We start from the raw sequence: 24,576 nt of genomic DNA on the forward strand, positions 1-24,576 counted from the left end.
AGGCCTTGGGGCACCCCGAGCCACAGTCTGCCTGCCGGAGTCGGGACCGAGGCCGGAGCCCAGGATCCTCGAACGGCTGCGGCCAACCGGATCAGATCAGCCACCCCTCCCCCGTACGGCGGAAGCATTCGGCATAAGCGGAATAGAGCGACCCCATTCCATTGGTCCAGACCGAGACATCACCCCGGCATCGCGAAATCCTGTCACCCCCACTGACTACACGACACCGCCTTCACCCCCGGAACAATCCGACAGCGAAGGCAGAAATATGCAATTAACCCATGAGGCGGCTGCACTCTCTTTTGGACATGTCGCCGAACACCGACACGATCACGTCATGCGCCTCGCCGCCCCGGGTCGTCACCCCACCCACCCCGGCCATCCCGGCCGCCCGCGGCAGCACGCCGTAGTGCACGAACGACAGGAAGCTGAGGGGAAGTTGCCGCCGAACCGGAGCCCGTAGAAGATCCACCGCAGCCCGCCGGCCGCCACCACACGGAGGCCTCACCCGGGTGCCGGGCGGGCTGCTGTGGCACACGGTGGCGTCAAGGCACCTTTAAACGATCATCGATCAGCGGGTCCGGTCTCAAAACTGAGCACAAATCACACACATCCCCTCTACATACTGGCTTCGATGGTCTAGATTGTGCGTGCTTCAGCCGCTCGGGCACGAGGCCGATCAATAACGATCTCGACCAATAATGATCTTCAGGTCAGGCGCTACGGACAGCCGGCAGTCGCATTCCCGGCGCCGGACGTGGGGGTGATCAGTTCCTGGAGCCCGGAAGAGAGCCTTGGGTGCGGGGAGCACTTGAGGGTTCCGACGGGTTCCCGCGCACCTCGGGGGTCTGGCAGAACATGCGATTCCGCTGCCGCCACGGCGGGTTGGCGGGTTGTCCGAGCAGCACTGAAGTCGTTCAAGCAGCACTGAAATAGCCGGGATGTCATGCGCGGGGGGCGTGGGCCTCCCGCGGGGTGAAACAGTGCGGGGGGCGGGGGCCTCCCGGGGGGAGGAACAGTGTCGGGCGAACACGTTGTACCGCTGGCGACCTGGGGGGTCCTGTGCGGCAGGGGGGTTTAGTCAGCCCGTCTCCGTCGGCGCGAAGACGTCCGGCGAACGGGGCGATCAGCCGGCACGAGAGCAACTGGGAGCTGCGGTACCGCCGTACCGTGATCACCAGCGACACACTCGCCACCGCCTTCGTGGTGGCGGCCATCGGCATCTTCTTCGGGGCCCGGGACGCGGCCAACTGGCATGAGAAGTGGGGCATCCTCGCCTTCGGCACCGAGCTGCTGGTGCTGGGAGCGCTTGCGGTCAGCCGGGCGTGGGCGCCGGCCGTGCTCGGCCAGGGCGCCGAGGAATTCCGCCGGCTCGGACGCTCCCTGTTCGCGACGGCCGTCGTCCTGGCGCTCGGCGGGATCGCACTCACCTCACACAACATCAAACTCTGGATCTTCGTCGCGATCCCCGCGATCGCGCTCGTCACCATGACCGCGCGGTATCTGCTGCGCCTCTGGCTGCACAAACAGCGCAAGGAAGGACGGTGCCTGCGACCGGTGCTCGCTGCCGGGAGCGCGGCCACCGTCCACGACCTGATCACCCGGACCCGCAAGTTCCCGCACCTCGGCTGGCGGGTGGACGGGGTGTGCACGACGGACGATCTCGGGCTCGACGGTGACCACGTGGACGGAGTGCCGGTCGTCGGACGGCTGGCGGACGTCGCGGGCCACGTCCGTCACGGCGGCTACCGCGTCGTCGCGGTCACCCCGGACCCGCACTGGTCACCGGACCGGCTGCAGCGGCTGGCCTGGAACCTCGAGGGCAGCGACGCCGAGATGGTCGTGGCCCCCGTGCTGATGGAGGTGGCCGGCCCGCGGCTGCACGTCGACGCGGTGCTCGGGATCCCGCTGCTGCGGGTCAGCATGCCGGCCTTCACCGGGGGCCGACGGGCCGTCAAAGAGGTCGTCGACCGGATGGGCGCGGCGATCCTCCTGGTGCTGTTCGCGCCGCTGATGCTGCTCGTCGGGATGCTCGTGCTGGCGGACAGCCGGGGCGGGGCGTTCTACAGCCAGCGCAGGGTCGGCAAGGACGGCCGCGAGTTCACCATTCTCAAGTTCCGCACCATGGTCACCGGGGCCGACGCGGCGCGCGCCGAGCTGGCCGCCCTCAACGAGGGCGCCGGCCTGCTGTTCAAGCTCCGCCGGGATCCGCGGGTGACCCGGGTGGGAGCGGTGCTGCGCCGGTACTCGCTCGACGAGCTCCCGCAGCTCTTCAACGTGCTCACCGGATCGATGTCGCTCGTGGGCCCGCGGCCTCCGCTGCCGGAGGAGTCCGCCGCGTACGGCCCGGACATCCGGCGGCGGCTGCTGGTCAAGCCCGGGCTCACCGGCCTGTGGCAGATCAGCGGACGCAGCGACCTGCCGTGGGAGGAGGCGGTCCGGCTGGACCTGCGGTACGTGGAGGACTGGTCGCTCGCCCTGGACACAGTGATCTTGTGGAAGACGCTGCGTGCGGTGCTCTACGGGCAGGGGGCCTACTGATGCGCGGCAGTCATCCGATGTGCGGCAGTCATCCGATGTGCGGGGCCCTATTGATGCGCAGGGGTCGTCCAATACGCGGGGAGCTGCGGCTCAAGGGTCCCGCCGGTGCGCGGACCGCAGGCCGGGAGTGCCTGCCTGGGGGGAGAGACGGGGCATGAGAATCAGCGTTTTCGGGCTCGGCTACGTGGGCTGCGTGTCGGCCGCGTGCCTGGCCGGCATGGGGCACGAAGTCATCGGGGTCGACGTGAACCGGGTGAAGGTCGACCTGGTCAACGACGGCAAGGCCCCGGTGGTCGAGGAGCGGATCGGCGAGCTCATCGCCGACGTCGTGCGGAGCGGAGCGTTACGCGCCACCGGCGACGTCCGCGAGGCGATCAGGGAGAGCGAGGTGTCGCTGGTCTGCGTGGGCACGCCGTCGGAGCCCAACGGCAGCCTGTGCACCACGTATCTGGAGCGGGTCACCGAGCAGATCGGCGCCGCGGTGGCCGAGCGGGGCGGGCGGCAGACCATCGTGTTCCGCAGCACCATGCTCCCGGGCACCTGCCTGAACCTGCTGGTGCCGATCCTGGAGAAGCACGTCGGCGGCACGGCCGGGGTGGACTTCGGCGTCGCGGTCAACCCGGAGTTCCTGCGCGAGGGCACGAGCGTGCGGGACTTCTTCGACCCGCCCAAGACCGTCATAGGCGAGTTGGACCCGGCGAGCGGCGACGTGGTGGCGGCGCTGTACGAGGGCCTGCCCGGCGAGGTGTTCCGGGTGGCCGTCCCGACGGCCGAGGCGATCAAGTACGCGGACAACGCGTTCCACGGCCTCAAGATCGGCTTTGCGAACGAACTCGGCGCGGTGTGCCAGGCGCTCGGAGTGGACCCGCACCAGGTGATGGACGTGTTCCTGGCCGACCGCAAGCTGAACATCAGCCCCGCCTATCTGCGGCCCGGCTTCGCCTTCGGCGGCTCCTGCCTGCCCAAGGACCTGCGCAGCCTGGTCCACGCGGCACAGCGCGCCGACGTCTCGGTGCCCATCCTCTCCCACGTGCTGCCCTCCAACTCCGACCACCTGCAGCGCGCGGTGGAACTGGTCGGGCGCACCGGCAAGCGCCGGGCGGGCCTGTTCGGGCTGTCCTTCAAGCCCGGCACCGACGACCTCCGCGAGAGCCCGCTCGTCGAGCTGGCGGAGAGACTCATCGGCAAGGGGTACGACCTGCGGATCTACGACGCCAACGTGAACCTGTCCCGGCTGCTCGGCGCGAACCGCGAGTACATCGAGACCCGGCTGCCGCACATCGCGCAGTTGCTCGTGGACTCCGTCGGCGAGGTGCTCGATCACGCCGAGGTGTGCTTGGTCGGGACCAGGGATCCGGCCGTGCTGTCAGCGCTCCCCCAGGGCGACGGCACGGTGCTCATCGACCTCGTCCGCATTCCCGACGCCGAGGCGCGCCGGGCCGAGCCGGGGTACGTGGGCCTTGTCTGGTGACACAACGTTCGGTGATGCAACATTCGGCAATGCAACGTCTGGTGACACACCGTTCGGTGGCGCGGCCGGCGGCGACCGGCCGGGCCGGCGCGCGCTGATCCTGGTGGAGAACCTGTCGGTGCCGTTCGACCGGCGGGTGTGGCAGGAGTGCACGACGCTGCGCGACGCGGGATGGGAGGTGCACGTCATCTGCCCCCGCGGGGAGAAGCGGGACACGGAGCCGGAGGCGGTGATCGACGGGGTGCGGATCCACCGCTACTCGTTGCGCGCGGCCACCGGTGGACCGGCCGGCTATCTCCGGGAGTACGGAACGGCGTTGTGGCACACGGCCCGGCTGGCCCGCAAGGTCGGCCCGGTCCACGTGGTCCACGCCTGCAACCCGCCCGATCTGCTGTTCCTGGCTGTCCGGTGGCTGAGGCGGCGCGGCGCGCGGTTCGTCTTCGACCAGCACGACCTGGTGCCCGAGCTGTACCTCTCCCGGTTCGACCGCGGCGAGGACCTGCTCTACCGCGCCGTGTGCGCCCTGGAACGGCGGACCTACCGGGCCGCGGACATCGTGCTCGCCACGAACGAGAGCTACCGGGACGTCGCGGTGAGCCGTGGCGGCAAGCGGCCGGAGGACGTCTTCGTGGTGCGCAGCGCGCCCCAGACCGAGCGGTTCCAGCCGGTGCCGCCCGAGCCGGAGCTGAAGCGCGGCAAGCCCCATCTGCTGTGCTACCTCGGTGTCATGGGCCCGCAGGACGGCGTCGACTACGCCCTGCGGTCCCTTGCGAAGCTGCGCGACGAACTCGGCCGGACGGACTGGCACGCCGTGTTCGTCGGTGCCGGCGACGCCTTCGACGCGATGGTGGAGCTGTCCGGGAGGCTCGGGCTCTCCGAGCAGGTGCAGTTCACCGGGCGCATTCCGGACGCCGATCTGCTGCGCTACCTGTCCACCGCGGACGTGTGCCTCTCCCCCGACCCGCGCAATCCGCTCAACGACGTGTCGACCATGAACAAGGTCCTGGAGTACATGGCGATGGGCCGGCCGATCGTCTCGTTCGACCTCCGGGAGGCGCGGGTCTCCGCCGGTGACGCCGCCGTCTACGCGCCCGCCGACGACGAGGCCGAGTTCGCCCGGCTCGTCGCGCTGCTGCTGGACGATCCGGAGAAGCGGGCCCGGATGGGCAGGATCGGCCAGGAGCGGATCAGCGGGGACCTCTCCTGGCGGAACTCGCAAGCGTCGCTGCTCGCCGCCTACGCCGCTGCCTGCCGTGACCGCGCTCCGGTGCCCGCGGGCGGCCGGGTCCGGGACAGGGAGAGGCCGCGTCGTTGAGCGATGACACCATACGCCTGGTCACGATCGGGCGGATCCTCCGCCGGCGCCGGCGGCTGCTCGCCGTCCTCACCCTGGTGGGCGCGCTCGTCGGCTACGGCACCTCGGTGCTGTTTCCGCCGCGCTACACGGCGTCGGCGTCGGTGCTGCTGCCGGGGCAGTGGGAGGAGCGCGCGCTGCTGACCCAGGCGGAGATCGCGACCAGTTCGGCGGTGGTCGACCGCGCGGCCGACACCCTCGGCTGGACGGGGGTCAGCAGAGGCGAGCTGCGGGACCGGGTGAGCGCCACGGCCGCCGACGGGAACATCATCAAGATCTCGGGGACGGCGGACACCCCGGAGCGCGCGCAGCGGCTCTCCGACCAGCTGGCCCAGCAGTTCGTCGCGTTCGCCGCGCGGATCGCGGGCGACGACACCAACCCCGACGCGGCGGCGGGGCCCGAGGCGCTGCGGCAGAAGGTGGAGCAGACCAGCCGCCGCATCACCGAGCTGGCCAACGCGGCCGATCCGGGGCGGACCGTGGAGAGCGTGCAGGCCCGCACCGAACTCGAGAAGCTGCGCTCCACGCTGCAGGAGGCCATGAAGAAGCTGGACCAGGCCGATCTGGTGACCAAGAAGGCCGGCATGGTCGTCATGGGGCCGGCGGCCCGGCCCACCGGCGAGGCACCACCGACGAGGGTGCAGCTCATCGTCGCCGGGGCGCTGCTGTTCTTCCTGCTCGCGGTCATCGGCCATCTCGTCGCCGCGCGGGTGAACCGCCGGCTGCGCACCGAGGCGGAGATCGCCGCGGCACTGGGCTCGGCGCTGCTGGGCACCGTCGACGTACCTGCCGAGGGGCCCGCGCTCCGGCCGGAGGGCCGTGGCCCGCGGGCCCGGATCCGCCGGCTGCTGGGCGTCGACACCCGGTGGGACGTACCGGCTCCGCGGATGTCCGGCGACGAGGCCGGCAGGCGGATCCGCTACCGGCGGGTGTGCGACCGTCTCCGGGACCGGCTGCCGGCCACCCGGCGGCTGCTGGTCGTCGTACCGGACGGCGACGAGATCGCCCACCGGGCCGCGGGGCAGCTCGCGGCCGAGGCCGGGAACGGTCCTTCGCCGGAATCTTCGAGCGGGGACTGTCCCGGGCTGCGGGTGGTGGGGATCTCGGTGTCCCGGCCGATGGTGCCGGACCGCGGCGCCGAGTCCGGTGCCGTGGTCGTGCTCAGCGCGGGCAGCCGGACCGAGGAGGAGCTCGTCGGCATCGCCGAGGCGTGTGCGGACGCGGGGCACGAGATCGCCGGCGTCGTCGTCGCCGGCGCGGTCCGGGCCCGTCCGGCCCGGGCTGCCGGCCGTCCCTCGGAGAGCGCCGCTCCGGAGCTCGCGGTCCGCGGCCACGCGACGGGAGGTTCTGCGTGACGACGAGCAAGACTTCGGAGTCGTCGGCCGCCGCTCCGCTGCTGGACCTGCAGTCGCTGGTGGTGTCCGTGCGCAGGCGCCGCCGCCTCTGGTGCTCCCTGGCGCTGCTGGGGCTGCTGGTCGGCGCGGTGATGGCGGTCGTGCTGCCGCCGCCTCCCACCGCGGTGGCCAAGGTGCTGGTCGCCCATCAGGAGGACCAGGCCAACGACACCGGAACGCTGATCCGCACCGACGTCGAACTGCTGGGGACCACACGGATCGCCGGCAAGGCCCTGCAGGCCCTCAAGTCCCGGGAAAAGCCGGAAGACTTCATGCGGGACTACCGGGGCACCGGCCTGACCAACAACGTGCTGCAGATCCAGGTGACGGCCGGCAGCGACGCGGAAGCGGTGGCCCGGGCCGGGGCGCTGGCCGAGGCGTTCGTCGCGGACCACGTGGGACGGATGCGGGAGGCCGCGAAGGCCGAGGCCCAGGCCCTGCTCGACCAGCGTGACCGCATGCGGGAGGAGCTCGCCCAGGTCAACAAGGCGATCGGGGAACGGTCGCCGGGGAGCGACCCGAAGGCGTCGGCGAGCATCGAGTCGCTCTACGCCCGCCGGGCCGAGCTCAATTCGCGGATCGCCGATTTCGACGAGCGCGCCGCACAGGCGCGCACCGGCACGCCCAAGCTCATCGCCGGCACGCAGGTCGTGGACGCCCCGCGCGTGGTGCGGCAGTCCCTGCCCAAGACCGTTCTCACCAGGGCCGCGATCGGGCTCGTCCTCGGGCTGGTCCTCGGGCTCGCGGTGGCCGCGGTCGGCACGGTGGTGTCGGACCGCCCCGTGCTGCGCCGGGAGATCGCGGCGAACCTGGGCGCCTCGGTCATCGCGGAGCTGCCCCGTACGTCCTCGTGGCCGGGCGGACGGTGGCGGCGCCGGAGGGCCGGGACGGCGCGCGAACGGCTCGCCGCGACCCTGGCCCGTACCGTGCGCGGCTCCGCGGAACCGGTGTCGCTGCTGGAGCTGGGCTGTGCCCGCAGCACGAGCGTGATCGCCCTGGACCTCGCCGAGGCACTGGCACCGGACGGGCCGGTGGTGATCACCGACGGCCTGCCCGGCCCGGAGCTCGCCGGCAGCCGCCGGAAGCCGGGAAGCCCGGCCGTGGTCAGCGGCGAGCGTGCCGCGGACGTGCCGCACGAGGAGCGCCGGATCGGCGTCGGCTCGGTCGCGCCCGGCACGGCGTGGACCGACCTGCGGTACCTCGGCAGCCGGACCGTGCTCGTCGTGCGTGCCGGGCACGGCAGCGCCGCATGGCTGCACACCGTGGCGCGGCAGCTCGCGGACCAGCGCATTCCGGTGATGGGTGTGGTGCTGATCGACCCCGATCCACGTGACCGGACCGACGGCACCTTGTGGGACGGGCAGCACACCGCGCTGCGCGGCCACTTCGAGCAGCTCGCCCGGCGGAACGACGGGGGTACCTCCCACGCCGTTCAGGCAGTGGGGGAGCGCGGGCTGCGGACGGAGCGGCGGTCGATGCCGGCCGCACAGGTCCCGGACAGCGACCAGGAGGCGCGGTAGAACATGTGTGGCATCGCAGGAACGTACCGGTGGCCGGACGGGAAGGCCGTCACCGACCGGCTCACCGACATCCTCGCCCACCGCGGTCCGGACGGCGCGGGCCGGTACAGCCACCCCGCCGGTGACGGCGAAGTCCACCTCGGGCACCGCCGGCTGGCCATCATCGACCTGTCCGGGACCGGCGCCCAGCCGATGGTCTCGGGCGGCCTCGCCCTCACGTACAACGGCGAGCTGTACAACGCGCCCGAGCTGCGCGCCGAACTGGCGGCCGCCGGGGTGCGCTTCCGCGGCACCTCCGACACCGAGGTGCTGCTGGAGGCATGGCGGCGGTGGGGCACGGACTGCCTGCCCCGGCTGCGCGGCATGTTCGCGTTCGCGGTCTTCGACGAGCGGACGGGTGACCTGGTGCTCGCCCGCGACCAGCTCGGCATCAAGCCGCTGTTCCTGCTCCGGCGCGGCGCGGGCCTGGTGTTCGCCTCCGAGCTCAAGGCGCTCGCCGCCGTGAGCGGCGGGTCGCTGCAGGTGGACCACGGGGCGCTGGTGGCCTCGCTGCTGTACTACTGGGTGCCGGACTCGCGCTGCGCGTTCCGCGAGGCGGAGAAGCTGCCGCCGGGGAGCTGGCTCAAGTGCCGGGCCGACGGCCGGGTGGAGCGCGGCCGGTTCTGGAACCTGAAGGACGTCGCCGCCGAGGCCCGGGAGCGGGCCCAAAGCGGCGAGCAGCCGGACGTGGCCGCCGTCGTCGAGGAGTCGACCCGGCGCCACATGCTCTCCGACGTTCCCGTGGCGGCCTTCCTCTCCGGCGGGCTGGACTCCAGCTACCTGACCGCGCTGGCCGCCCGCCACCAGCCCGGGATCTCCGCTTACACGATCGGGTTCCGCGCCGAGGACGCCAGGTTCGAGGCGATGCCGGACGACCTGCGCTACGCCCGGCAGGTGGCCGGGCGCTTCGGCGTCGACCTGCACGAGATCGAGATCGCCCCGAACGTGCTCGACCTGCTGCCGCGGATGACGTACCACCTGGACGAGCCGATCGGCGACCCCGCCGCGATCAACACGTTCCTGATCTGCTCGGCCGCCCGGGAGGCCGGGGTCAAGGTGATGCTCTCGGGGATGGGGGCCGACGAGCTGTTCGCCGGTTACCGCAAGCACCTGGCCAACCTGCTCGCGCTGCGCTACCAGCGCGTCCCCCGCCCCCTGCGGCGCGGCCTGTCCGCCGCCGTGGACCGGCTGCCGGTCGCCACAGCCCGCCGGGGGTACCGGTCGGTGCGCTTCGCGAAGCGGTTCCTCTCCTTCGCCGATCTGCCGGAGGAGACCGCGTTCCGGCGCAGCTACACCATGTACGACCAGGACGAGCTGCTCGCCCTGGTCGATCCGGACCTGGCCGGGACGGTCGATGACGTGCTGACCGAGCACGCGGACGTCTACCAGGACAACGACCTCGACGACTTCGTCAACCGCATGTGCCTGGGCGACGCCCGGATGTTCCTGCCGGGCCTGAACCTCGCGTACACGGACCGCTCCAGCATGGCCGCGTCGACCGAGGTGCGGGTGCCGTACGTGGACGTCGAGGTGGTCAGGGCGGCGTTCGCCGTGCCCGGCGACCGCAAGATCGTCGGCCGGCAGGGCAAGGCCGTCCTCAAGGAGGCGGCCGCCTCCGTGCTGCCCCGGGAGATCGTGTACCGGCCCAAGGGCCTGTTCAGCGCCCCGCTGCGGGCCTGGATGAGCCGGGACCTGGCGCCGCTGGTGCGCGAGGTGGTGCACGACGGCGTGCTCGTCCGCTCCGGGTTCCTGCGCCGCGACGCGCTGGCGCGGATGGTCGCCGAGGACGCCGCCGGGCAGCGGGACTTCTCCAAGCATCTGTGGCACGTACTGACCCTCGAGTACTGGTATCGCGACGCGACCTCTGGGTCCGGCCAGAGCACTCGGTTGACGGCTTAGGAATTCAGAGGAGTTCGAGTGAAGCAAGTGGTGCAGAACTACAAGAGCGGCGAGCTGGCGGTGCTCGACGTGCCGGTGCCGGGGTGCAAGCCGGGCGGTGTGCTGGTCCGCAGCGCCTTCTCGCTGATATCCACCGGGACCGAGCTGATGAAGGTGTCCGAGGCCGGCATGTCGATGCTGGGCAAGGCCCGTTCCCGGCCGGACCAGGTGGCCAAGGTCGTGCAGAGCGTGGCCACCAACGGGGTGCCCGCCACCTACCGCAAGGTGATGGGCAAGCTGGACTCCTACACGCCGCTGGGCTACTCGCTGTGCGGGGTGGTCGAGCAGGTCGGCGCCGGGATCGACGACGTGGCGGTCGGTGACCTCGTGGCCTGCGCCGGCAACGAGCACGCGCTGCACGCCGAGCTGAACTGGGTGCCGAAGAACCTCTACGCCCGGGTGCCGGACGGCCTCGCGCCGCGGCACGCGGCCTTCGGCACCGTCGGGTCGATCGCGATGCAGGGCGTCCGCCAGGGCGAGCCTCAGCTCGGCGAGGTGGCACTGGTCGTCGGCCTCGGGCTGATCGGGCAGCTGGTGGTGCAGCTGCTGGCCGCCTCGGGAGTGCGCGTCGTCGGGGCCGACCCCGATCCGGTGCGCTGCGAGCTCGCCGCCCGCCTGGGCGCCGTGGCCTGCGGCGATCCGGCGTCCGCGGCTGTGGAGACCGCCGTCGCCGAGCTCACCGGCGGTCACGGCGCGGACCAGGTGTACCTGGCCGCCGGCGGCGGCAGCAACGAGCCCGTGGAGCTGGCCGCCCGGCTGAGCCGGGACCGCGGCCGGGTCGTCGACATCGGCAAGTGCCGTCTGGACCTGCCGTGGAACGCGTACTACGAGAAGGAGCTCGACGTCCGGTTCTCCCGCAGTTACGGCCCCGGGCGCTACGACCCGGCGTACGAGCTCGACGGGCGGGACTACCCGATCGGCTACGTGCGCTGGACCGAGCGCCGCAACCTGGCGTGCTTCCTCGATCTCCTCGCCCGCGGCAGCGTCGACGTGGAGCCCCTGGTCTCGCACACGGCCGACTTCGACGACGCGGTCGAGACGTACCAGCGTCTGAAGGACGGCGGCCTGAAGGCCGTGGCCGTGCTGTTCCGGTACCCCGGACACGCGGTCGAGGCGCAGGCCCCGGCGGTGGCCGTGCCCGCGGTGAACGTGAAGCGGAGTCCGGCCCGGGTCGCCAAGTCGCCGGTGCGCCTCGCGTTCGTCGGCGCGGGAAACTACGCGACGTCGATGCTGCTGCCGCACCTGGTCGAGCGCGACGGCGTCGAGTTGTCGGCGGTCGTCACCACGACGGCGCTGTCCGCGGCCAACGCGAAGCGGAAGTTCGGCTTCGCCGGGGCGACCACCGATCTCGACGCCGTGCTCGGCGACCCGTCCATCGACGCGGTGTTCGTGGTGACCCGGCACAGCTCGCACGCCGGGCTGACGCGGAAGGCGCTGCTGGCGGGCAAGGCGGTGTTCGTGGAGAAGCCGCTGGCGCTCACAGAGGACGAGCTGGCCGGCGTCCTCGCCGCGGTGGAGGAGTCCGGCAACGACCGGCTGCAGGTGGGCTTCAACCGCCGGTTCGCGCCGCTCCTGCGGGAGGCCCGGCAGCGGTTCGGCGCCCGGACCGGTCCGGCGAGCCTGCGCTACCTGATCAACGCGGGCCGCCTCGAAAACGGCAGCTGGTACCTCCAGCAGGGCACCGAGGGCTCGCGCTTCGCCGGCGAGGGCGGGCACTTCATCGACACGGCGAGCTGGCTGCTCGGCGCCGACCCGGTCTCGGTGTACGCGGCCGCCCCGTCCGGCAACGACGGCGGCGGTGACATCCAGGCTGTGCTGCGCTACCCGGACGGGTCCACCGCCGCCATCAGCTACGTCACCACCGGCTCGCCCGGCTTCCCCAAGGAGACCCTGGACCTCGTCGCGGACGGCAAGGTGCTGCGGCTCGACGACTTCGTCCGCGCCTCGGTGTATTTCGAGAAGAGCACAGCCGGCCGCAAGAAGTGGGTCAGCTCGCGGCTGCCCAAGGCCCGGGACAAGGGCCAGTCCGCCGAGCTGGCCGCGTTCGTCAAGGCCGTGCGGACCGGCGGGCCGATGCCGGTGCCGCTGGAGTCGCTGGTCGCCACCACGGCGGCCACCCTCGCCGTGCAAGCCGGCCTGGCCTCCGGCGCGCCCGTGACCCTGGCGAGGGCGCGATGACTGTGGGCTCGGGAAGTCCGGGCTGGTACCTGCGGCGGCTCTCCCGCATGGGACCGCGGGAGGTCGGCGGCCGGGCGGGCGACGCGGTGCGCAGGCGGCGGTGGCGGTCGGCGCGGCCGGACTTCCCGGCCGTGACCGGCGCCCGGTTCACCGCGGTCCTGCCCGCCGGGACGACCGCCGCGGTGCCGCCGGACGCCGCGAAACGCCTCATCGCCGAGGCGGACCGGCTGATGGAGGGCCGCGCCGGGTACTTCGGCGTGGACCGCGACGACCTCACCGACCCGGACTGGTGGTACGACCCGAAGACCGGGCGCCGGGCTCCGTGGGGCTACGCCTTCGACGTGCCGTACCGGAACGAGGACGCGGTCGGGGACATCAAGCAGATCTGGGAGCTGTCCCGGCACCAGTACCTCACGGTGCTCGCCGCCGCCTACGCGGTCAGCGGGAACGAGCGGTACGCCGAGCGGGTGGCCGAGCACCTGCGGTCGTGGTGGGCGGCCAACCCGCCGCTGCGCGGCGTGCACTGGATCAGCGGCATCGAACTGGGCGTCCGGCTGCTGTCCTGGGTGTGGATCCGCCGGCTGCTCGACGGCTGGCCGGGCGCGGCCGGGCTGTTCGAGGGCAACCCGGTGGCCCTGAAGCAGATCTGGCACCACCAGCGCTGGCTGGCCGCCTTCCCCAGCCGGGGCTCTTCGGCGAACAACCACGTGATCGCCGAGGCTGCCGGCCAGTTCGCCGCCGCCTGCGCGTTCGGCTGGTTCCCCTCCTCGGCGCGCTGGCGGGCCGACGCGCTGCGGTCGCTGGAGCGGCACCTGCGCGGCAACACCTTCGTCTCCGGCCTCAACCGCGAGCTGGCCACCGAATACCACGGGCTCGTGCTGGAGCTCGGCCTGGCCGCGGTGGCCGAGGCCGATGCCGCCGGCGTGCAGGTCCCCTCGTCGATCCGGCTGGTGCTGCTGCGGATGACCGACGCGCTCGCGGCCGTCGTGGACGGCCGGCTGCGGCCGCCGCGCCAGGGGGACGCGGACGACGGGCACGGCCTGGTCGTGGACGGCGCGGGCACCGACCGCTGGGCCTCGCTGCTGGCCACCGGGGACGCCGTGTTCGGCCGGCTCGCCTGGTGGCCGGCGGTGACCGGCACCGATGTGCGCACCCCGCTGCTGGCCGCGCTCATCCGGCCCTACCCGAAGAAGGGGACCGCACCGGCCCTGAGCCGCCCGGCACGCCGGCCGGGCCACTTCCCCGACGCGGGCATGACGATCCTGCGCGGCCCGGAAGAGATCTGGTGCCGCTGCGACGGCGGTCCGCACGGCTTCCTGTCCATCGCCGCGCACGCCCATGCGGACGCGTTGTCCGTGGAAGTCCGGCACGACGGCGTCGACGTGCTCGCCGACCCGGGGACGTACTGCTATCACGGGCAGCCCGAGTGGCGGCAGTACTTCCGGTCGACCCTCGGCCACAACACCCTGCAGCTGGACGGCGGTGACCAGTCCGTCTCCGGCGGCCCGTTCCTGTGGACCCGGCACGCCCGCAGCCGCGTCCTGGTCGCGGACGCGTCCGAGGGGGGCCCGGCCCGCTGGTGTGCCGAGCACGACGGTTACCAGGGGTCCGTGCACCGCCGCCGGGTGGAGCTGACGGCCGCGAGCCGGGAGCTGCGGGTGGTCGACGAGGTGAGCGGCCCGCGCCGGGCCGTGCGACTGGCGTTCCACCTCGGCCCGGCGATCACCGCGGACCTGGCGGGGAACCGGGCGGTGCTCACCTGGAACCGCGACGGCGAGGACCGCTCCGCGGAACTCGGCCTGCCCGGGGAGCTGTCCTGGCGCGCGCACCGCGGCGAGACCGACCCGCCCCTGGGCTGGTACTCCGCCGGCTTCGGGCGCAAGGAACCCGCCACCACGCTGGTCGGCACCGGCTTCGCCGACGGCGCGCAGGGGTTCACCACCGTACTCAGGTTCCGCGGCTAGGAGGACGCGTGGGGATCAAGTGGCGGAACCGGGCCTTACCGGCGGCGCTGCCGGCGCTGGTCCTGCTGGCCGCGACCGGCTGTGTGAGCTCGCCGGGCGATCCGGAGGCGGGGCCGACCGCCAAGTCGTCCACGTCCGGGACCCGGTCCGTGGCCCGGGTGTGCGCCAAGCCGGAGGCCGGGCCGGCGAAGGCGCCGGCGGGCGCGGTGACGGTCGACCCCTCGGTGACCGGTGACCTGGCCGCGAAGACCAAGAGCAGCCCCCCGAACACCGTGTTCTGGCTCGGTCCGGGCAAGCACAAGCTGGAGCAGGACCGCTACGCCCAGGTCATCCCGAAGGAAGGGGACACCTACCTCGGCGCGCCGGGCGCGGTGCTCGACGGCGGGAAGACCAACCAGTACGCGTTCGGGGGCGGCGCCCGCAACGTCACCATCCGTTACCTGACGGTGGAGGGGTTCGTCGCGCCGCAGAACGAGGGCGTGGTCAACCACGATTCGGCCGACGGGTGGGTGATCGAGCACGCGACGATCCAGCGCAACTCCGGCGCCGGGCTGATGGCCGGTGCCCGCCAGCAGGTCCGCGCCAGTTGTCTGCGTGACAACGGGCAGTACGGAATGAACGCGTACAAGACCGGCGACACCGTCAGCGGCCTGGTGATCGAGGGCAACGAGATCGCGGCCAACAACACCGACGACTGGGAGCGGCGGCAGCCGGGCTGCGGCTGCACCGGAGGAGTCAAGTTCTGGGCCGTCAACGGCGCCGACGTACGCGGCAACTGGGTGCACGACAACCGCGGACCGGGGTTGTGGGCGGACACCAACAACAACGACTTCCGCATCGAGGACAACGTACTCGAGGCCAACGACGGTGCCGCCCTGTTCTACGAGACCAGCTACAACGCGGTCATCCGCAACAACAAGATCCTGCGGAACAACTGGGTCGAGGGCCGCAGGTACGCCGAGCGCGGCGACAACTTCCCGTTCGCGACCATCTACTTGTCCGAGTCCGGCGGCGAACCACGGGTCCGGGCCCGCACGGACAAGATCGAGATCTACCGGAACGTGCTGGAGAACAACTGGAACGGGATCACCCTGTGGGAGAACGCCGACCGGTTCTGCAACAGCCCGGCCAACACCTCGTCCGGCGTCTGCACCTTGCTGGTGCGGCAGTCCGACCGCTGCGCGCGGCCGGCGATCACCACCGCACCGCTCTACGCCGACTGCCGGTGGAAGACCCAGCGGGTGGACATCCACGACAACCGCTTCGTACTGGACACGTCCGTCGTCGAGTGCACCGTCAAGTGCGACCGCATGGCGGTGCTGGCCAACTACGGCACCTATCCGGACTGGTCGCCGTACCGGGGCGAGCAGGTGGCCGAATCGATCACCGACAAGCAGCACAACCGCTGGCACGACAACGTCTACCTCGGACCGTGGAAGTTCGTCGCCCACGACCCGAGCCGGGTGCTCGAATCCGGGCAGTGGCAGGGCACGCCGTACCGGCAGGACGCGGGCAGCACCTTCGGCCCGCGGGCCGGTGGCTGAGATGAGCGGAAAGCCGATGCCCAGTGGGCTGCCGGGCGGACCGGACACGGCGGTCACGCCGCCCGGCGCCGCGCCGCGCCCCGCCGGCACACCGAAGACGGTCGGCACAGTATGGGGGCTGCTGATCCTCAACACGCTCGGCTCCGCCGGGGCGAAGACCATCGTCCCACTCCCCCGCTCCCTCATCCAGGTCGTCACCATGGGCGCGCTGGTCGCCGCGTTCGTGCTGGCGCTCGCGCTCAACCTCCGGCTGCGCATCCGGCCCGGCGCCTTCCTGTTCCTGCTCACCCTGCTGCTGGTGCCGAGCGTGATCTCCAGCGCGCACCTGGAGTCCGGGTTCGGCGCGCTGTTCCGGTGCGGCCGGCTGGCTCTCTTCGCCGGCACGCTGTGGCTGCTCAGCCGCTGGTGGGACGGCGGCCTGACGTTCGTCCGGCACCACATCCGGATGTACTTCGCGGTGCTCGGGTCGGTGGCCGCCGGCCTGGTCATCTCCCCGGGCGCCGCCCTGCCCGAGCTCTACGGCGGGCGGCTGGTCGGCGCGCTGTGGCCGCTCACGCCGCCGCAGATCGGCCAGTACGCCGCAGTGATCACCGGGCTCACCGTACTGCTCGTGCTGGGCCGGCGGACCGACAGGGCCGGCGCGGCGGTCGTCATCGTGCCCTCGCTCGTCCTGCTCGCGCTGACCCACACCCGGACGGCCACGCTCGGCCTGCTCATCGGGCTGACGCTGGCGATCGGCTCGCTCGTCATGACCAGCGCCGCGGCCCGCCGGTTCTTCACCTGGGCGGTGCTGTGCGCCGCGGTGGCCGCGGTGGGGTTCGCCTCCGCGCTGCAGACGTGGTTCCTGCGCGGGCAGAACCAGGAGAACTTCACCAACCTCACCGGCCGGGCCAAGGTCTGGGACGCCCTGCTGGCGGCGCCCCGGACGGCCACGGAGGAGGCCTTCGGCGTGGGCCTGGGCGACAAGTCGTTCGGCGGGCTGCCGATCGACAACAGCTGGCTGGCCGTCTACAACGAGCAGGGCCTGACCGGCATCGCCCTGGTGGCGGCGATCATCATCGTGCTGGGCGGCGTCGCGTTGCTGCGGCCGCCGTCGCTGCCGAGGGCCTGCGCGATCTTCCTGATCAGCTACTGCGCGATCGCGTCGTACACCGAGGCGGGGCTGGGCGACGCCTCGCCGTACCTGCTGCACCTGGCCCTGGCCGCCTGCCTGCTCGCGGCACCGGCCGCGGCCACGCCCCTCCCGGCGCCCGCAGCCCCCCGACGACACGTCCCGCGATGGGCCAAGGAACGGAGGTGACCCCCAGCATGCACGTCCTCGTGGTGCACAACCGCTACTCCTCGGCGCAGCCGAGCGGTGAGAACAAGGTCGTCGACCAGGAAGTGGGGCTGCTGCGCGCGGCCGGCCACCGGGTCGAGCTGTTCGAGCGGCGCAGCGACGACATCGCCGCCCGGTCCCTGCCGGGCAAGGCCGCGGTGCCGCTGCTGGTGCCGTGGAACCCGGCGGTCCGCGCGCAGCTCGCCGCCCGGCTGCGGGCCGAGCGGCCGGACGTGGTGCACGTCCACAACGTCTTCCCGCTCCTGTCGCCCGCGGTGCTGGCCGCCTGCGCCGACGCCGGCGTGCCCGCCGTGGCCACGCTGCACAACTACACCCAGGTCTGCCCGCCCGGCACGCTGCAGCGCGACGGCCGGCCGTGCACCGAGTGCGTCGGGGCGGTGGCGCCGCTGCCCGCCGTCCGGCACGGCTGCTACCGGAACTCCCGGCTGGCGACGGTGCCGCTCGCGGTCAGCCTGTCGGTCAACCGGCGGCGGTGGTGGTCCGGCGTGGAGCGGTTCTTCTGCATCTCCGCGGCGCAGCGCGACGTCCTGGTGCGGGCCGGCATGCCGGCCGGGCGGCTGGCGGTGAAGCACAACTTCGTGCCCGATCCTGGCGCCCGCCGGACGGGCGCCGGCGAGCACCTGCTGTATCTCGGCCGGCTCGCGGAGGCCAAGGGCGTGCGGCTGCTCATGGCCGCGTGGGACGAGCTCGCCGCGGAAGGCGGCGTGGGCGTGCCGCTCGTGATCGCCGGCGCGGGGCCGCTGGAGCGGGAGGTGACCGCCTGGGCGGCGGGCCGGGAGGACGTGCGCTACGCCGGCCTGTACGACGCGGAGCAGTGCCGGCAGGCCGTCGCGCGGTCGGTCGCCGTGGTGGCTCCCTCGACGTGGCTGGAGGCGTTCGGCCTGGTGGTCGTGGAGGCGATGGCGGCCGGGGTCCCGGCCGTCGCCGCCGGTCACGGCGCCTTCACCGAACTCGTCGAGGACGGGGTGACGGGGCTGCTGCACCGGCCGGGCGAGGCCGCCTCGCTCGCGTCCTGCATACGCCGGATCACGGCCGCGCCGGACCGCAACCGGGAGATGGGGCGGGCGGCCCGGCGCCGTTACGAGCAGGGCTTCAGCCCGGCCGTCGGGCTGGAGCGCCTGGTGGAGGGTTACCGGTCCGCGATCGCGGACCGGTCAGCACCGGCTCGCGGCGGGAACACCCGCGCGAGCAGGGGGGATGGGGACAGCAGATGACACGATGCCGACTCTGCGGCTCGGAAGCGATGGCGAGCGTCGTCGACCTGGGGGCGACGCCACCGTGCGAGAGCTTCCTCGCCGCGGACCAACTGGATCAGCCCGAGCCGGCGTACCCGCTGCACCTGCGGGTCTGCACCGGCTGCTGGCTCGCGCAGATCCCTCCGCTGATCACGCCGGAGGAGACGTTCAGCGAGTACGCGTACTTCTCCTCCTTCTCTACCTCCTGGGTGGAGCACGCGCGCACGTTCGTCGCCGGTGCCGTGCAGCGGGCGGGGCTCGGCCCCGACGCGTTCGTGGTCGAGGTCGCGAGCAACGACGGGTACCTGCTCAGGCACGTGGTGGACCGCGGGATCCGCTGCCTCGGCATCGAGCCGTCGGTGAACGTCGGCGCCGCGGCGCGGGACGCGGGCGTGCCCACGCTCACGGCGTTCCTCGACCCGGCCACCGGCTCGGCCGTCCGCGCCGAGCACGGCCCGGCGGACCTGGTCGTGGCCAACAACGTGTACGCGCACATCCCCGACGTGACCGGGTTCACCCAGGGGCTGCGCGCCCTGGTCGCCGACGACGGCTGGGTCTCCATCGAGGTGCAGCACCTGCTGACCCTGATCGAGAAGAACCAGTACGACACGATCTACCACGAGCACTTCCAGTACTACACGGTCGCGTCCGCCATGCGGGCCCTGGCCGGCGGCGGGCTCGCGCTCGTGGACGTCGAGCTGCTGCCCACGCACGGCGGCTCCATCCGGCTGTGGGCCCGGCCGGCCGAGGTGGCGGGCGAGCCGAGCCGGCAGGTGGCCGACGTGCTGGACCGGGAGAAGGCCGCCGGGCTGCAGGAGCTGTCCGGGTACACCGAGTTCTCCGCCCGGGTGGCCAAGGTGCGCCGGGACCTCCTGCGGTTCCTCATCGAGGCGGCGGAGCGCGGCGAGACGGTCGTCGGCTACGGCGCCCCGGGCAAGGGCAACACCCTGCTCAACCACTGCGGCATCCGGCCCGACCTGCTCGCGTACACGGTCGACCGCAACCCCTACAAGCACGGCAGGTTCACCCCGGGCACCCGCATCCCGGTCCTGGCGCCCGAGCGGATAGCCGCCGACCGGCCGGACTACGTCCTGGTCCTCCCGTGGAACCTGCGGGCCGAGCTGGTCGAGCAGCTGTCCTTCATCAACGACTGGGGCGGCCGGCTGGTCTTTCCCATACCGGAACTGAGCATTGTCGAGGTCACGTCTTGAGAGGGATGACAGCATGAAGGTCGTTCTGTTCTGCGGCGGTTATGGGATGCGGATGCGCAACGGCGCTTCCGACGACGTGCCCAAGCCGATGGCGATGGTCGGCCCGCGGCCGCTGATCTGGCACGTCATGCGCTACTACGCACACTTCGGGCACACGGAGTTCATCCTGTGCCTCGGATACGGTGCCCACCACATCAAGGACTTCTTCCTCAACTACGAAGAGACGACGTCCAACGACTTCGTGCTGCGGCGCGGGCGGACCGAGCTGCTGTCCACCGACATCGCCGACTGGACGATCACGTTCGCGCAGACCGGCATCGAGTCGCCGATCGGGGAGCGGCTGCGCCGGGTGCGGGAGCATCTGGACGGCGACGAGATGTTCCTCGCCAACTACGCCGACGTGCTCACCGACGCCCCGCTGCCGGAGATGATCGACCGGTTCGCCCGGCGCGACGCCGGCGCGTCGATGATGGTGGTGCCGCCGCAGTCCTCGTTCCACTGCGTGGACCTGGGCGAGGACGGCCTGGTGGGCGGCATCACCGCGGTGAGCGAGCTGCCGCTGTGGGAGAACGGCGGCTATTTCGTGCTCCGCCAGGAGGTCTTCGACCACATCCCGGAGAACGGGGACCTGGTCGCCGACGGATGCGCCCAGCTGGCCAAGCGCGGCAGGCTGGTGGCGCACCAGCACCGCGGCTTCTGGAAGCCGACCGACACCGTGAAGGAGCGGGCCGCGCTCGACGCCGCCTACGCGCGGGGCGATCGCCCGTGGGCCGTGTGGGAACGGGACGGCGCGGCCGGCGGCGCGGCGAGGACCGCGTGATCCGGCTCGGGGCCGGGCGCCTGGACCGGATCGCCGCGGTGGGCGCGCACTGCGACGACATCGCCATCGGCGCCGGCGGCACGCTGCTGACGCTGTGCCTCGCGCGGCCGGGCATCCGCGTCGACGCGCTGGTGCTCTCCGGCGGCGGCAGCGAGCGGGAGCAGGAGGAGCGGGCCGCGCTCGCCGCCTTCTGCCCGGGCGCCGACCTGCGGCTGACCGTGCTCAAGCTGCCGGACGGCCGGCTGCCCACGCACTGGGACGAGGCCAAGGCCGCGGTCGAGGAGCTGCGCGCGCGGACGGAGCCGGATCTCGTGCTGGCCCCGCGCACCGACGACGCGCACCAGGACCACCACGGCCTGGCGCGGCTGATGCCCACCGCGTTCCGCGACCATCTCGTGCTCGGCTACGAGATCGTCAAGTGGGACGGCGATCTCGGCCGCCCGGCCGCGTACCAGCCGCTGACGCCGGAGACGGCCGAACGAAAGGTGCGGCTGCTGCAGGAGCACTACCCCTCGCAGCGGCACCGTCCCTGGTACGACCGCGAGGCCTTCCTCGGTCTCGCGCGGATCCGCGGCATCGAATGCCACGCGCGGTACGCCGAGGCGTTCGCCGTCACCAAACTCACGCTCGATCTCGGCACTTCCACTCTGGGGGACTGAACCTTGCGCGTACTGCTGACCGGGCACCAGGGCTACCTGGGCACCGTGATGGCCCCGGTCCTCGCGGCCGCCGGGCACGAGGTCACCGGCCTGGACGCCGGCCTGTTCGCCGACTGCCTGCTGGGTCCGGCGCCCGCGGACCCGTCCGGGCACCGGGTGGACCTGCGCGACGTCACGGCCGAGCACGTGGCCGGGGTGGACGCCGTGATCCACCTGGCCGCGCTGTCCAACGACCCGCTGGGATCGCTGGCGCCGGAGCTCACCTACGACATCAACCACCACGCGTCCGTACGGCTGGCCCGGCTGGCCCGCGACGCCGGAGTGCGGCGCTTCCTGTACGCGTCGACGTGCTCGGTCTACGGCGCCGCCGGCGGCGACGATCTGGTGACCGAGGACGCCCCGCTGCGCCCGGTGACGCCGTACGCGGAGTCCAAGGTACGGGTGGAGGACGACCTGCACGCGCTGGCCGACGGCGACTTCAGCCCGGTGTTCATGCGCAACGCCACCGCCTTCGGCCACTCCCCCAGGCTGCGCGCCGACATCGTGCTGAACAACCTGGTGGGCCACGCGCTCCTGTCCGGCGAGGTGCTGGTGCTCTCCGACGGCACCCCCTGGCGCCCGCTGGTGCACGCCGCCGACATCGCACGGGCCTTCGCGGCCGCGCTCACCGCGCCGCGGGAAGCGGTGCACGACCGGGCGTTCAACATCGGCAGCGAGACCAACAACGTCACGGTCGCCGAGATCGCCGGGCAGGTCGCCGAGGCCGTGTCCGGCGCGAAGGTGGTGATCACCGGGGAGACCGGTGCCGACCCGCGGTCGTACCGGGTGGACTTCTCCCGCTTCCGCACCGCGATACCCGGTTTCGACTGCGAGTGGACGGTCAAGCAGGGCGCGCTCGAACTCGCCGACGCCTACCGGAAACACGGGCTGACCCGGGAGGACTTCGAGCGGCGCTTCACCCGGCTGGCCGTGCTGCGCGCGGCGTCCGACGCCGGCGCCGTCGACGACACCCTGCGGTGGCGCCGGTGACCGCGGCCGCCTCCGGCGAGGAGATGCACGCACTGGTGGAGCGGATGTACCCGCTCTGCCGGTCCATCACCGGCGACGGCGTGCGCGCCACCCTGGAGATCGTCGGCGAGTACATCCCGCTGCAGGTGCAGGAGGTGCCGACCGGGACCCAGGTGCTCGACTGGACGGTGCCGCAGGAGTGGAACATCCGGGACGCCTACATCGCCGACACCGCCGGCAACCGGGTCGTCGACTTCGCCGCGTCCAGCCTCCACGTGCTCGGCTACAGCGTGCCGGTCTCGGCGACCATGCCGCTGTCCGAGCTGCGCGCACACCTGCACACCCTGCCGGACCACCCGGCCTGGGTGCCGTACCGCACCAGCTACTACAAACCGGAATGGGGGTTCTGCCTGGCCCAGGAGACCCTGGACGCGCTGCCGGACGGCGAGTACGAGGTGCGCATCGACTCCACGCTCGCCGACGGCCACCTCACCTACGCCGAACACGTGGTCCCCGGGCAGGTCCCCGCCGAGGTGATCGTCTCCTGCCACGTCTGCCACCCGTCGCTGGCCAACGACAACCTGGCGGGCATCGCGGTGGCGACGTTCCTGGCCCGGGCGCTGGCCGAGCGGACGCCGTACTACACCTACCGGTTCGTCTTCGCCCCCGGCACCATCGGGGCGATCACCTGGCTGGCCCGCAACGCCGAACGGGTGGAACAGGTCAAGCACGGGCTGGTGCTGGCCTGCGCCGGCGACCCGGGACGGCTGACGTACAAACAGAGCAGGCGCGGCGACGCGGAGATCGACCGGGTGATGCGGCACGTGCTGCTCGCGTCCCAGCGCCCGCACCGCGTCGCCGAGTTCACCCCGTACGGCTACGACGAGCGGCAGTACTGCTCGCCCGGGTTCGACCTCGGCGTGGGCTCGCTCAGCCGGACCCCGTACGCCGGCTACCCCGAGTACCACACCTCGGCGGACAACCTGGACTTCGTCTCCCCGGAGGCGATGGCCGACACCCTCGCCCTCTGCCGCGAGGCGTTCGCCGTCCTGGACCGCAACCGGCGGTACGTCAACCTCAGCCCCTACGGCGAGCCGCAGCTGGGCCGGCGCGGGTTGTACGACGCGCTCGGCGGCCGCAGCGACACCAAGCAGGCCCAGATGGCCATGCTCTGGGTGCTCAGCCTCTCCGACGGCGAGCACAGCCTGCTGGACGTCGCCGAGCGGTCCGGGCTGCCGTTCGACACCGTCGCCGACGCGGCCGGCGCCCTGCACGGCGCCGGGCTGCTCAAGGCATGACGCCGATGACCACCGAGGGGGAGAAGCTGACGACACCGCAGGCCCCGGCCGGCCCCGGCCGGCGGACCGCAAGGCGGGCCATGGCCGGCCGGCTGTCCTGGGGGCTGGCCGACCAGGCGGCCTCCAGCCTGTCCAACTTCGCGGTGGGGATCTACGTGGCCCGCTCGCTGGGGCTGACCGCCTTCGGCGTGTTCAGCCTGGCCTGGGTGACCTACGGCGTGGTGCTCAGCGTCTCCCGCGGGCTGGCCACCGACCCGCTCGTGGTGCGCTTCAGCGGCGTGCCCGAGGCGTCCTGGCGCGGGGCGGTGGCCCGGTCGTCGGGTGCCGCGCTCGGCGTCGGTGCCGCCGTCGGCGCCGCGTCTCTGGCGGCCGGGCTCGCCGTCGGCGGCAGCGTGGGGCCCGCGTTCGCCTGCCTCGGCGTCGTGCTGCCGGGGCTGCTGCTGCAGGACGCCTGGCGGTACGCGTTCTTCGCCGCGGGCACCGGCAGGAAGGCGTTCGTCAACGACCTCGTGTGGGGCATCGCCCTCGTCCCGGCCATGGTCGCGGCGGCCCGCGTGGGCAGCGTGGCCGCCTTCGTGCTCGCCTGGGGCGCGTCCGCCGCGGTGGCCGCGGCGTACGGCTGCTTCCAGTCCGGGATCCGGCCCCGGGTGGCCGGAGCGCGCGAGTGGCTCCGCGAGCACCGCGACCTCGGCTACCGGTACCTGGTCGAGAACACCTGCGTCAGCGGCGCGAGCCAGCTGCGGGCGTACGGGCTCGGCGCGATCGCCGGCGTCGGCGCGGTGGGCGCCGTCCGCGGCGCCGAGCTCCTGCTCGGCCCGTTCCTCGCCCTGCTGATGGGCCTGTCGCTGGTCACCGTCGCGGAAGCGGCACGGGTCCTGCGGCGGGCACCGCACCGGCTCGGCACGTTCTGCCTCGTGCTGGGCGGCGGGCAGGCCGCCGCCGCACTGCTCTGGGGCGGGGCGCTGCTGCTCCTGCCGGACCGGGCCGGCGAGCTCGTGCTCGGCGGCGTCTGGCACTCCGCCTCGCAGCTCATCGTGCCGGCCACGCTCGGCGTCGCGGGCGC

The 24,576-nt window shown here is 72.6% G+C and carries 16 protein-coding genes and 1 pseudogene; all 17 read left to right on the plus strand.

Translation table 11 applies throughout. The features are described from left to right. Positions 1 to 1,170: 1,170 nt before the first annotated feature. Entirely contained in the window at positions 1,171 to 2,541 is a 1,371-nt protein-coding gene (locus B7P34_RS12220) for a sugar transferase (RefSeq protein WP_223267774.1), read from the plus strand. 154 nt (positions 2,542 to 2,695) lie between these two features. Next, positions 2,696 to 4,012 (plus strand): nucleotide sugar dehydrogenase, encoded by a 1,317-nt coding sequence (locus B7P34_RS12225; RefSeq protein ID WP_106675875.1) that lies wholly within the window; start codon positions 2,696 to 2,698, stop codon positions 4,010 to 4,012. A 103-nt stretch (positions 4,013 to 4,115) separates the two neighbouring features. After that, the gene (locus B7P34_RS12230) at positions 4,116 to 5,327 is read left to right on the plus strand and encodes a glycosyltransferase family 4 protein (protein WP_223267775.1); all 1,212 of its coding nucleotides are present in this window, start codon (positions 4,116 to 4,118) and stop codon (positions 5,325 to 5,327) included. After that, positions 5,324 to 6,721 carry a Wzz/FepE/Etk N-terminal domain-containing protein gene (locus B7P34_RS12235; protein ID WP_106675876.1) on the plus strand — a complete coding sequence of 466 codons (1,398 nt, stop codon included), beginning with the start codon at positions 5,324 to 5,326 and terminating at the stop codon, positions 6,719 to 6,721. The genes B7P34_RS12230 and B7P34_RS12235 overlap by 4 nt, the downstream gene beginning before the upstream one ends. Continuing rightward, complete coding sequence (locus B7P34_RS12240) at positions 6,718 to 8,280, plus strand: Wzz/FepE/Etk N-terminal domain-containing protein (protein ID WP_106675877.1); 1,563 nt, start codon at positions 6,718 to 6,720, stop codon at positions 8,278 to 8,280. The genes B7P34_RS12235 and B7P34_RS12240 overlap by 4 nt, the downstream gene beginning before the upstream one ends. Before the next feature lie 3 nt (positions 8,281 to 8,283). Beyond that, positions 8,284 to 10,218 carry an asparagine synthase (glutamine-hydrolyzing) gene (asnB, locus tag B7P34_RS12245; protein ID WP_106675878.1) on the plus strand — a complete coding sequence of 645 codons (1,935 nt, stop codon included), beginning with the start codon at positions 8,284 to 8,286 and terminating at the stop codon, positions 10,216 to 10,218. A gap of 18 nt (positions 10,219 to 10,236) precedes the next feature. Further along, positions 10,237 to 12,435 carry a bi-domain-containing oxidoreductase gene (locus B7P34_RS39360; protein WP_106675879.1) on the plus strand — a complete coding sequence of 733 codons (2,199 nt, stop codon included), beginning with the start codon at positions 10,237 to 10,239 and terminating at the stop codon, positions 12,433 to 12,435. After that, complete coding sequence (locus B7P34_RS12255; RefSeq protein WP_106675880.1) at positions 12,432 to 14,399, plus strand: alginate lyase family protein; 1,968 nt, start codon at positions 12,432 to 12,434, stop codon at positions 14,397 to 14,399. The genes B7P34_RS39360 and B7P34_RS12255 overlap by 4 nt, the downstream gene beginning before the upstream one ends. 8 nt (positions 14,400 to 14,407) lie before the next feature. Further along, positions 14,408 to 15,943, plus strand: coding sequence for a right-handed parallel beta-helix repeat-containing protein (locus B7P34_RS12260; protein WP_106675881.1), 1,536 nt, complete (start codon positions 14,408 to 14,410; stop codon positions 15,941 to 15,943). Between the two features lie 16 nt (positions 15,944 to 15,959). Next, positions 15,960 to 17,243 carry an O-antigen ligase domain-containing protein gene (locus B7P34_RS12265; protein ID WP_189382713.1) on the plus strand — a complete coding sequence of 428 codons (1,284 nt, stop codon included), beginning with the start codon at positions 15,960 to 15,962 and terminating at the stop codon, positions 17,241 to 17,243. Continuing rightward, a complete protein-coding gene (locus B7P34_RS12270; protein WP_223267776.1) occupies positions 17,240 to 18,496 on the plus strand; it encodes a glycosyltransferase in 1,257 nt (418 codons plus the stop codon). Before B7P34_RS12265 ends, B7P34_RS12270 begins: the two co-directional genes overlap by 4 nt. Then, positions 18,493 to 19,728, plus strand: coding sequence for a class I SAM-dependent methyltransferase (locus B7P34_RS12275; RefSeq protein ID WP_106675883.1), 1,236 nt, complete (start codon positions 18,493 to 18,495; stop codon positions 19,726 to 19,728). The genes B7P34_RS12270 and B7P34_RS12275 overlap by 4 nt, the downstream gene beginning before the upstream one ends. 13 nt (positions 19,729 to 19,741) lie before the next feature. Continuing rightward, entirely contained in the window at positions 19,742 to 20,548 is an 807-nt protein-coding gene (locus tag B7P34_RS12280; RefSeq protein WP_106675884.1) for a glucose-1-phosphate cytidylyltransferase, read from the plus strand. Further along, on the plus strand, positions 20,545 to 21,207 hold the full coding sequence (locus B7P34_RS12285) for a PIG-L deacetylase family protein (RefSeq protein ID WP_106675895.1): 663 nt from the start codon (positions 20,545 to 20,547) through the stop codon (positions 21,205 to 21,207). Before B7P34_RS12280 ends, B7P34_RS12285 begins: the two co-directional genes overlap by 4 nt. A 3-nt stretch (positions 21,208 to 21,210) precedes the next feature. Then, positions 21,211 to 22,236, plus strand: coding sequence for an NAD-dependent epimerase/dehydratase family protein (locus tag B7P34_RS12290; RefSeq protein WP_106675885.1), 1,026 nt, complete (start codon positions 21,211 to 21,213; stop codon positions 22,234 to 22,236). Next, positions 22,233 to 23,513: a DUF4910 domain-containing protein gene (locus tag B7P34_RS12295; protein ID WP_223267777.1), complete on the plus strand. Its 1,281-nt coding sequence runs from the start codon at positions 22,233 to 22,235 to the stop codon at positions 23,511 to 23,513. Before B7P34_RS12290 ends, B7P34_RS12295 begins: the two co-directional genes overlap by 4 nt. A 5-nt stretch (positions 23,514 to 23,518) precedes the next feature. Beyond that, positions 23,519 to 24,576, plus strand: a pseudogene (locus B7P34_RS12300) (hypothetical protein); the annotation flags it as partial.

This window comes from Streptosporangium nondiastaticum (genome assembly GCF_003011965.1).
Classification (GTDB): domain Bacteria; phylum Actinomycetota; class Actinomycetes; order Streptomycetales; family Streptomycetaceae; genus Streptomyces; species Streptomyces nondiastaticus.

What these genes read in the sequence shown, in the direction of transcription:
- B7P34_RS12280 (WP_106675884.1), top strand. Translation starts at nt 19,742, where the DNA reads ATGAAGGTCGTTCTGTTCTGCGGCGGTTATGGGATGCGGATGCGCAAC.
- asnB (WP_106675878.1), top strand. Translation starts at nt 8,284, where the DNA reads ATGTGTGGCATCGCAGGAACGTACCGGTGGCCGGACGGGAAGGCCGTC.
- B7P34_RS12265 (WP_189382713.1), top strand. Translation starts at nt 15,960, where the DNA reads ATGCCCAGTGGGCTGCCGGGCGGACCGGACACGGCGGTCACGCCGCCC.
- B7P34_RS12275 (WP_106675883.1), top strand. Translation starts at nt 18,493, where the DNA reads ATGACACGATGCCGACTCTGCGGCTCGGAAGCGATGGCGAGCGTCGTC.
- B7P34_RS12255 (WP_106675880.1), top strand. Translation starts at nt 12,432, where the DNA reads ATGACTGTGGGCTCGGGAAGTCCGGGCTGGTACCTGCGGCGGCTCTCC.
- B7P34_RS12225 (WP_106675875.1), top strand. Translation starts at nt 2,696, where the DNA reads ATGAGAATCAGCGTTTTCGGGCTCGGCTACGTGGGCTGCGTGTCGGCC.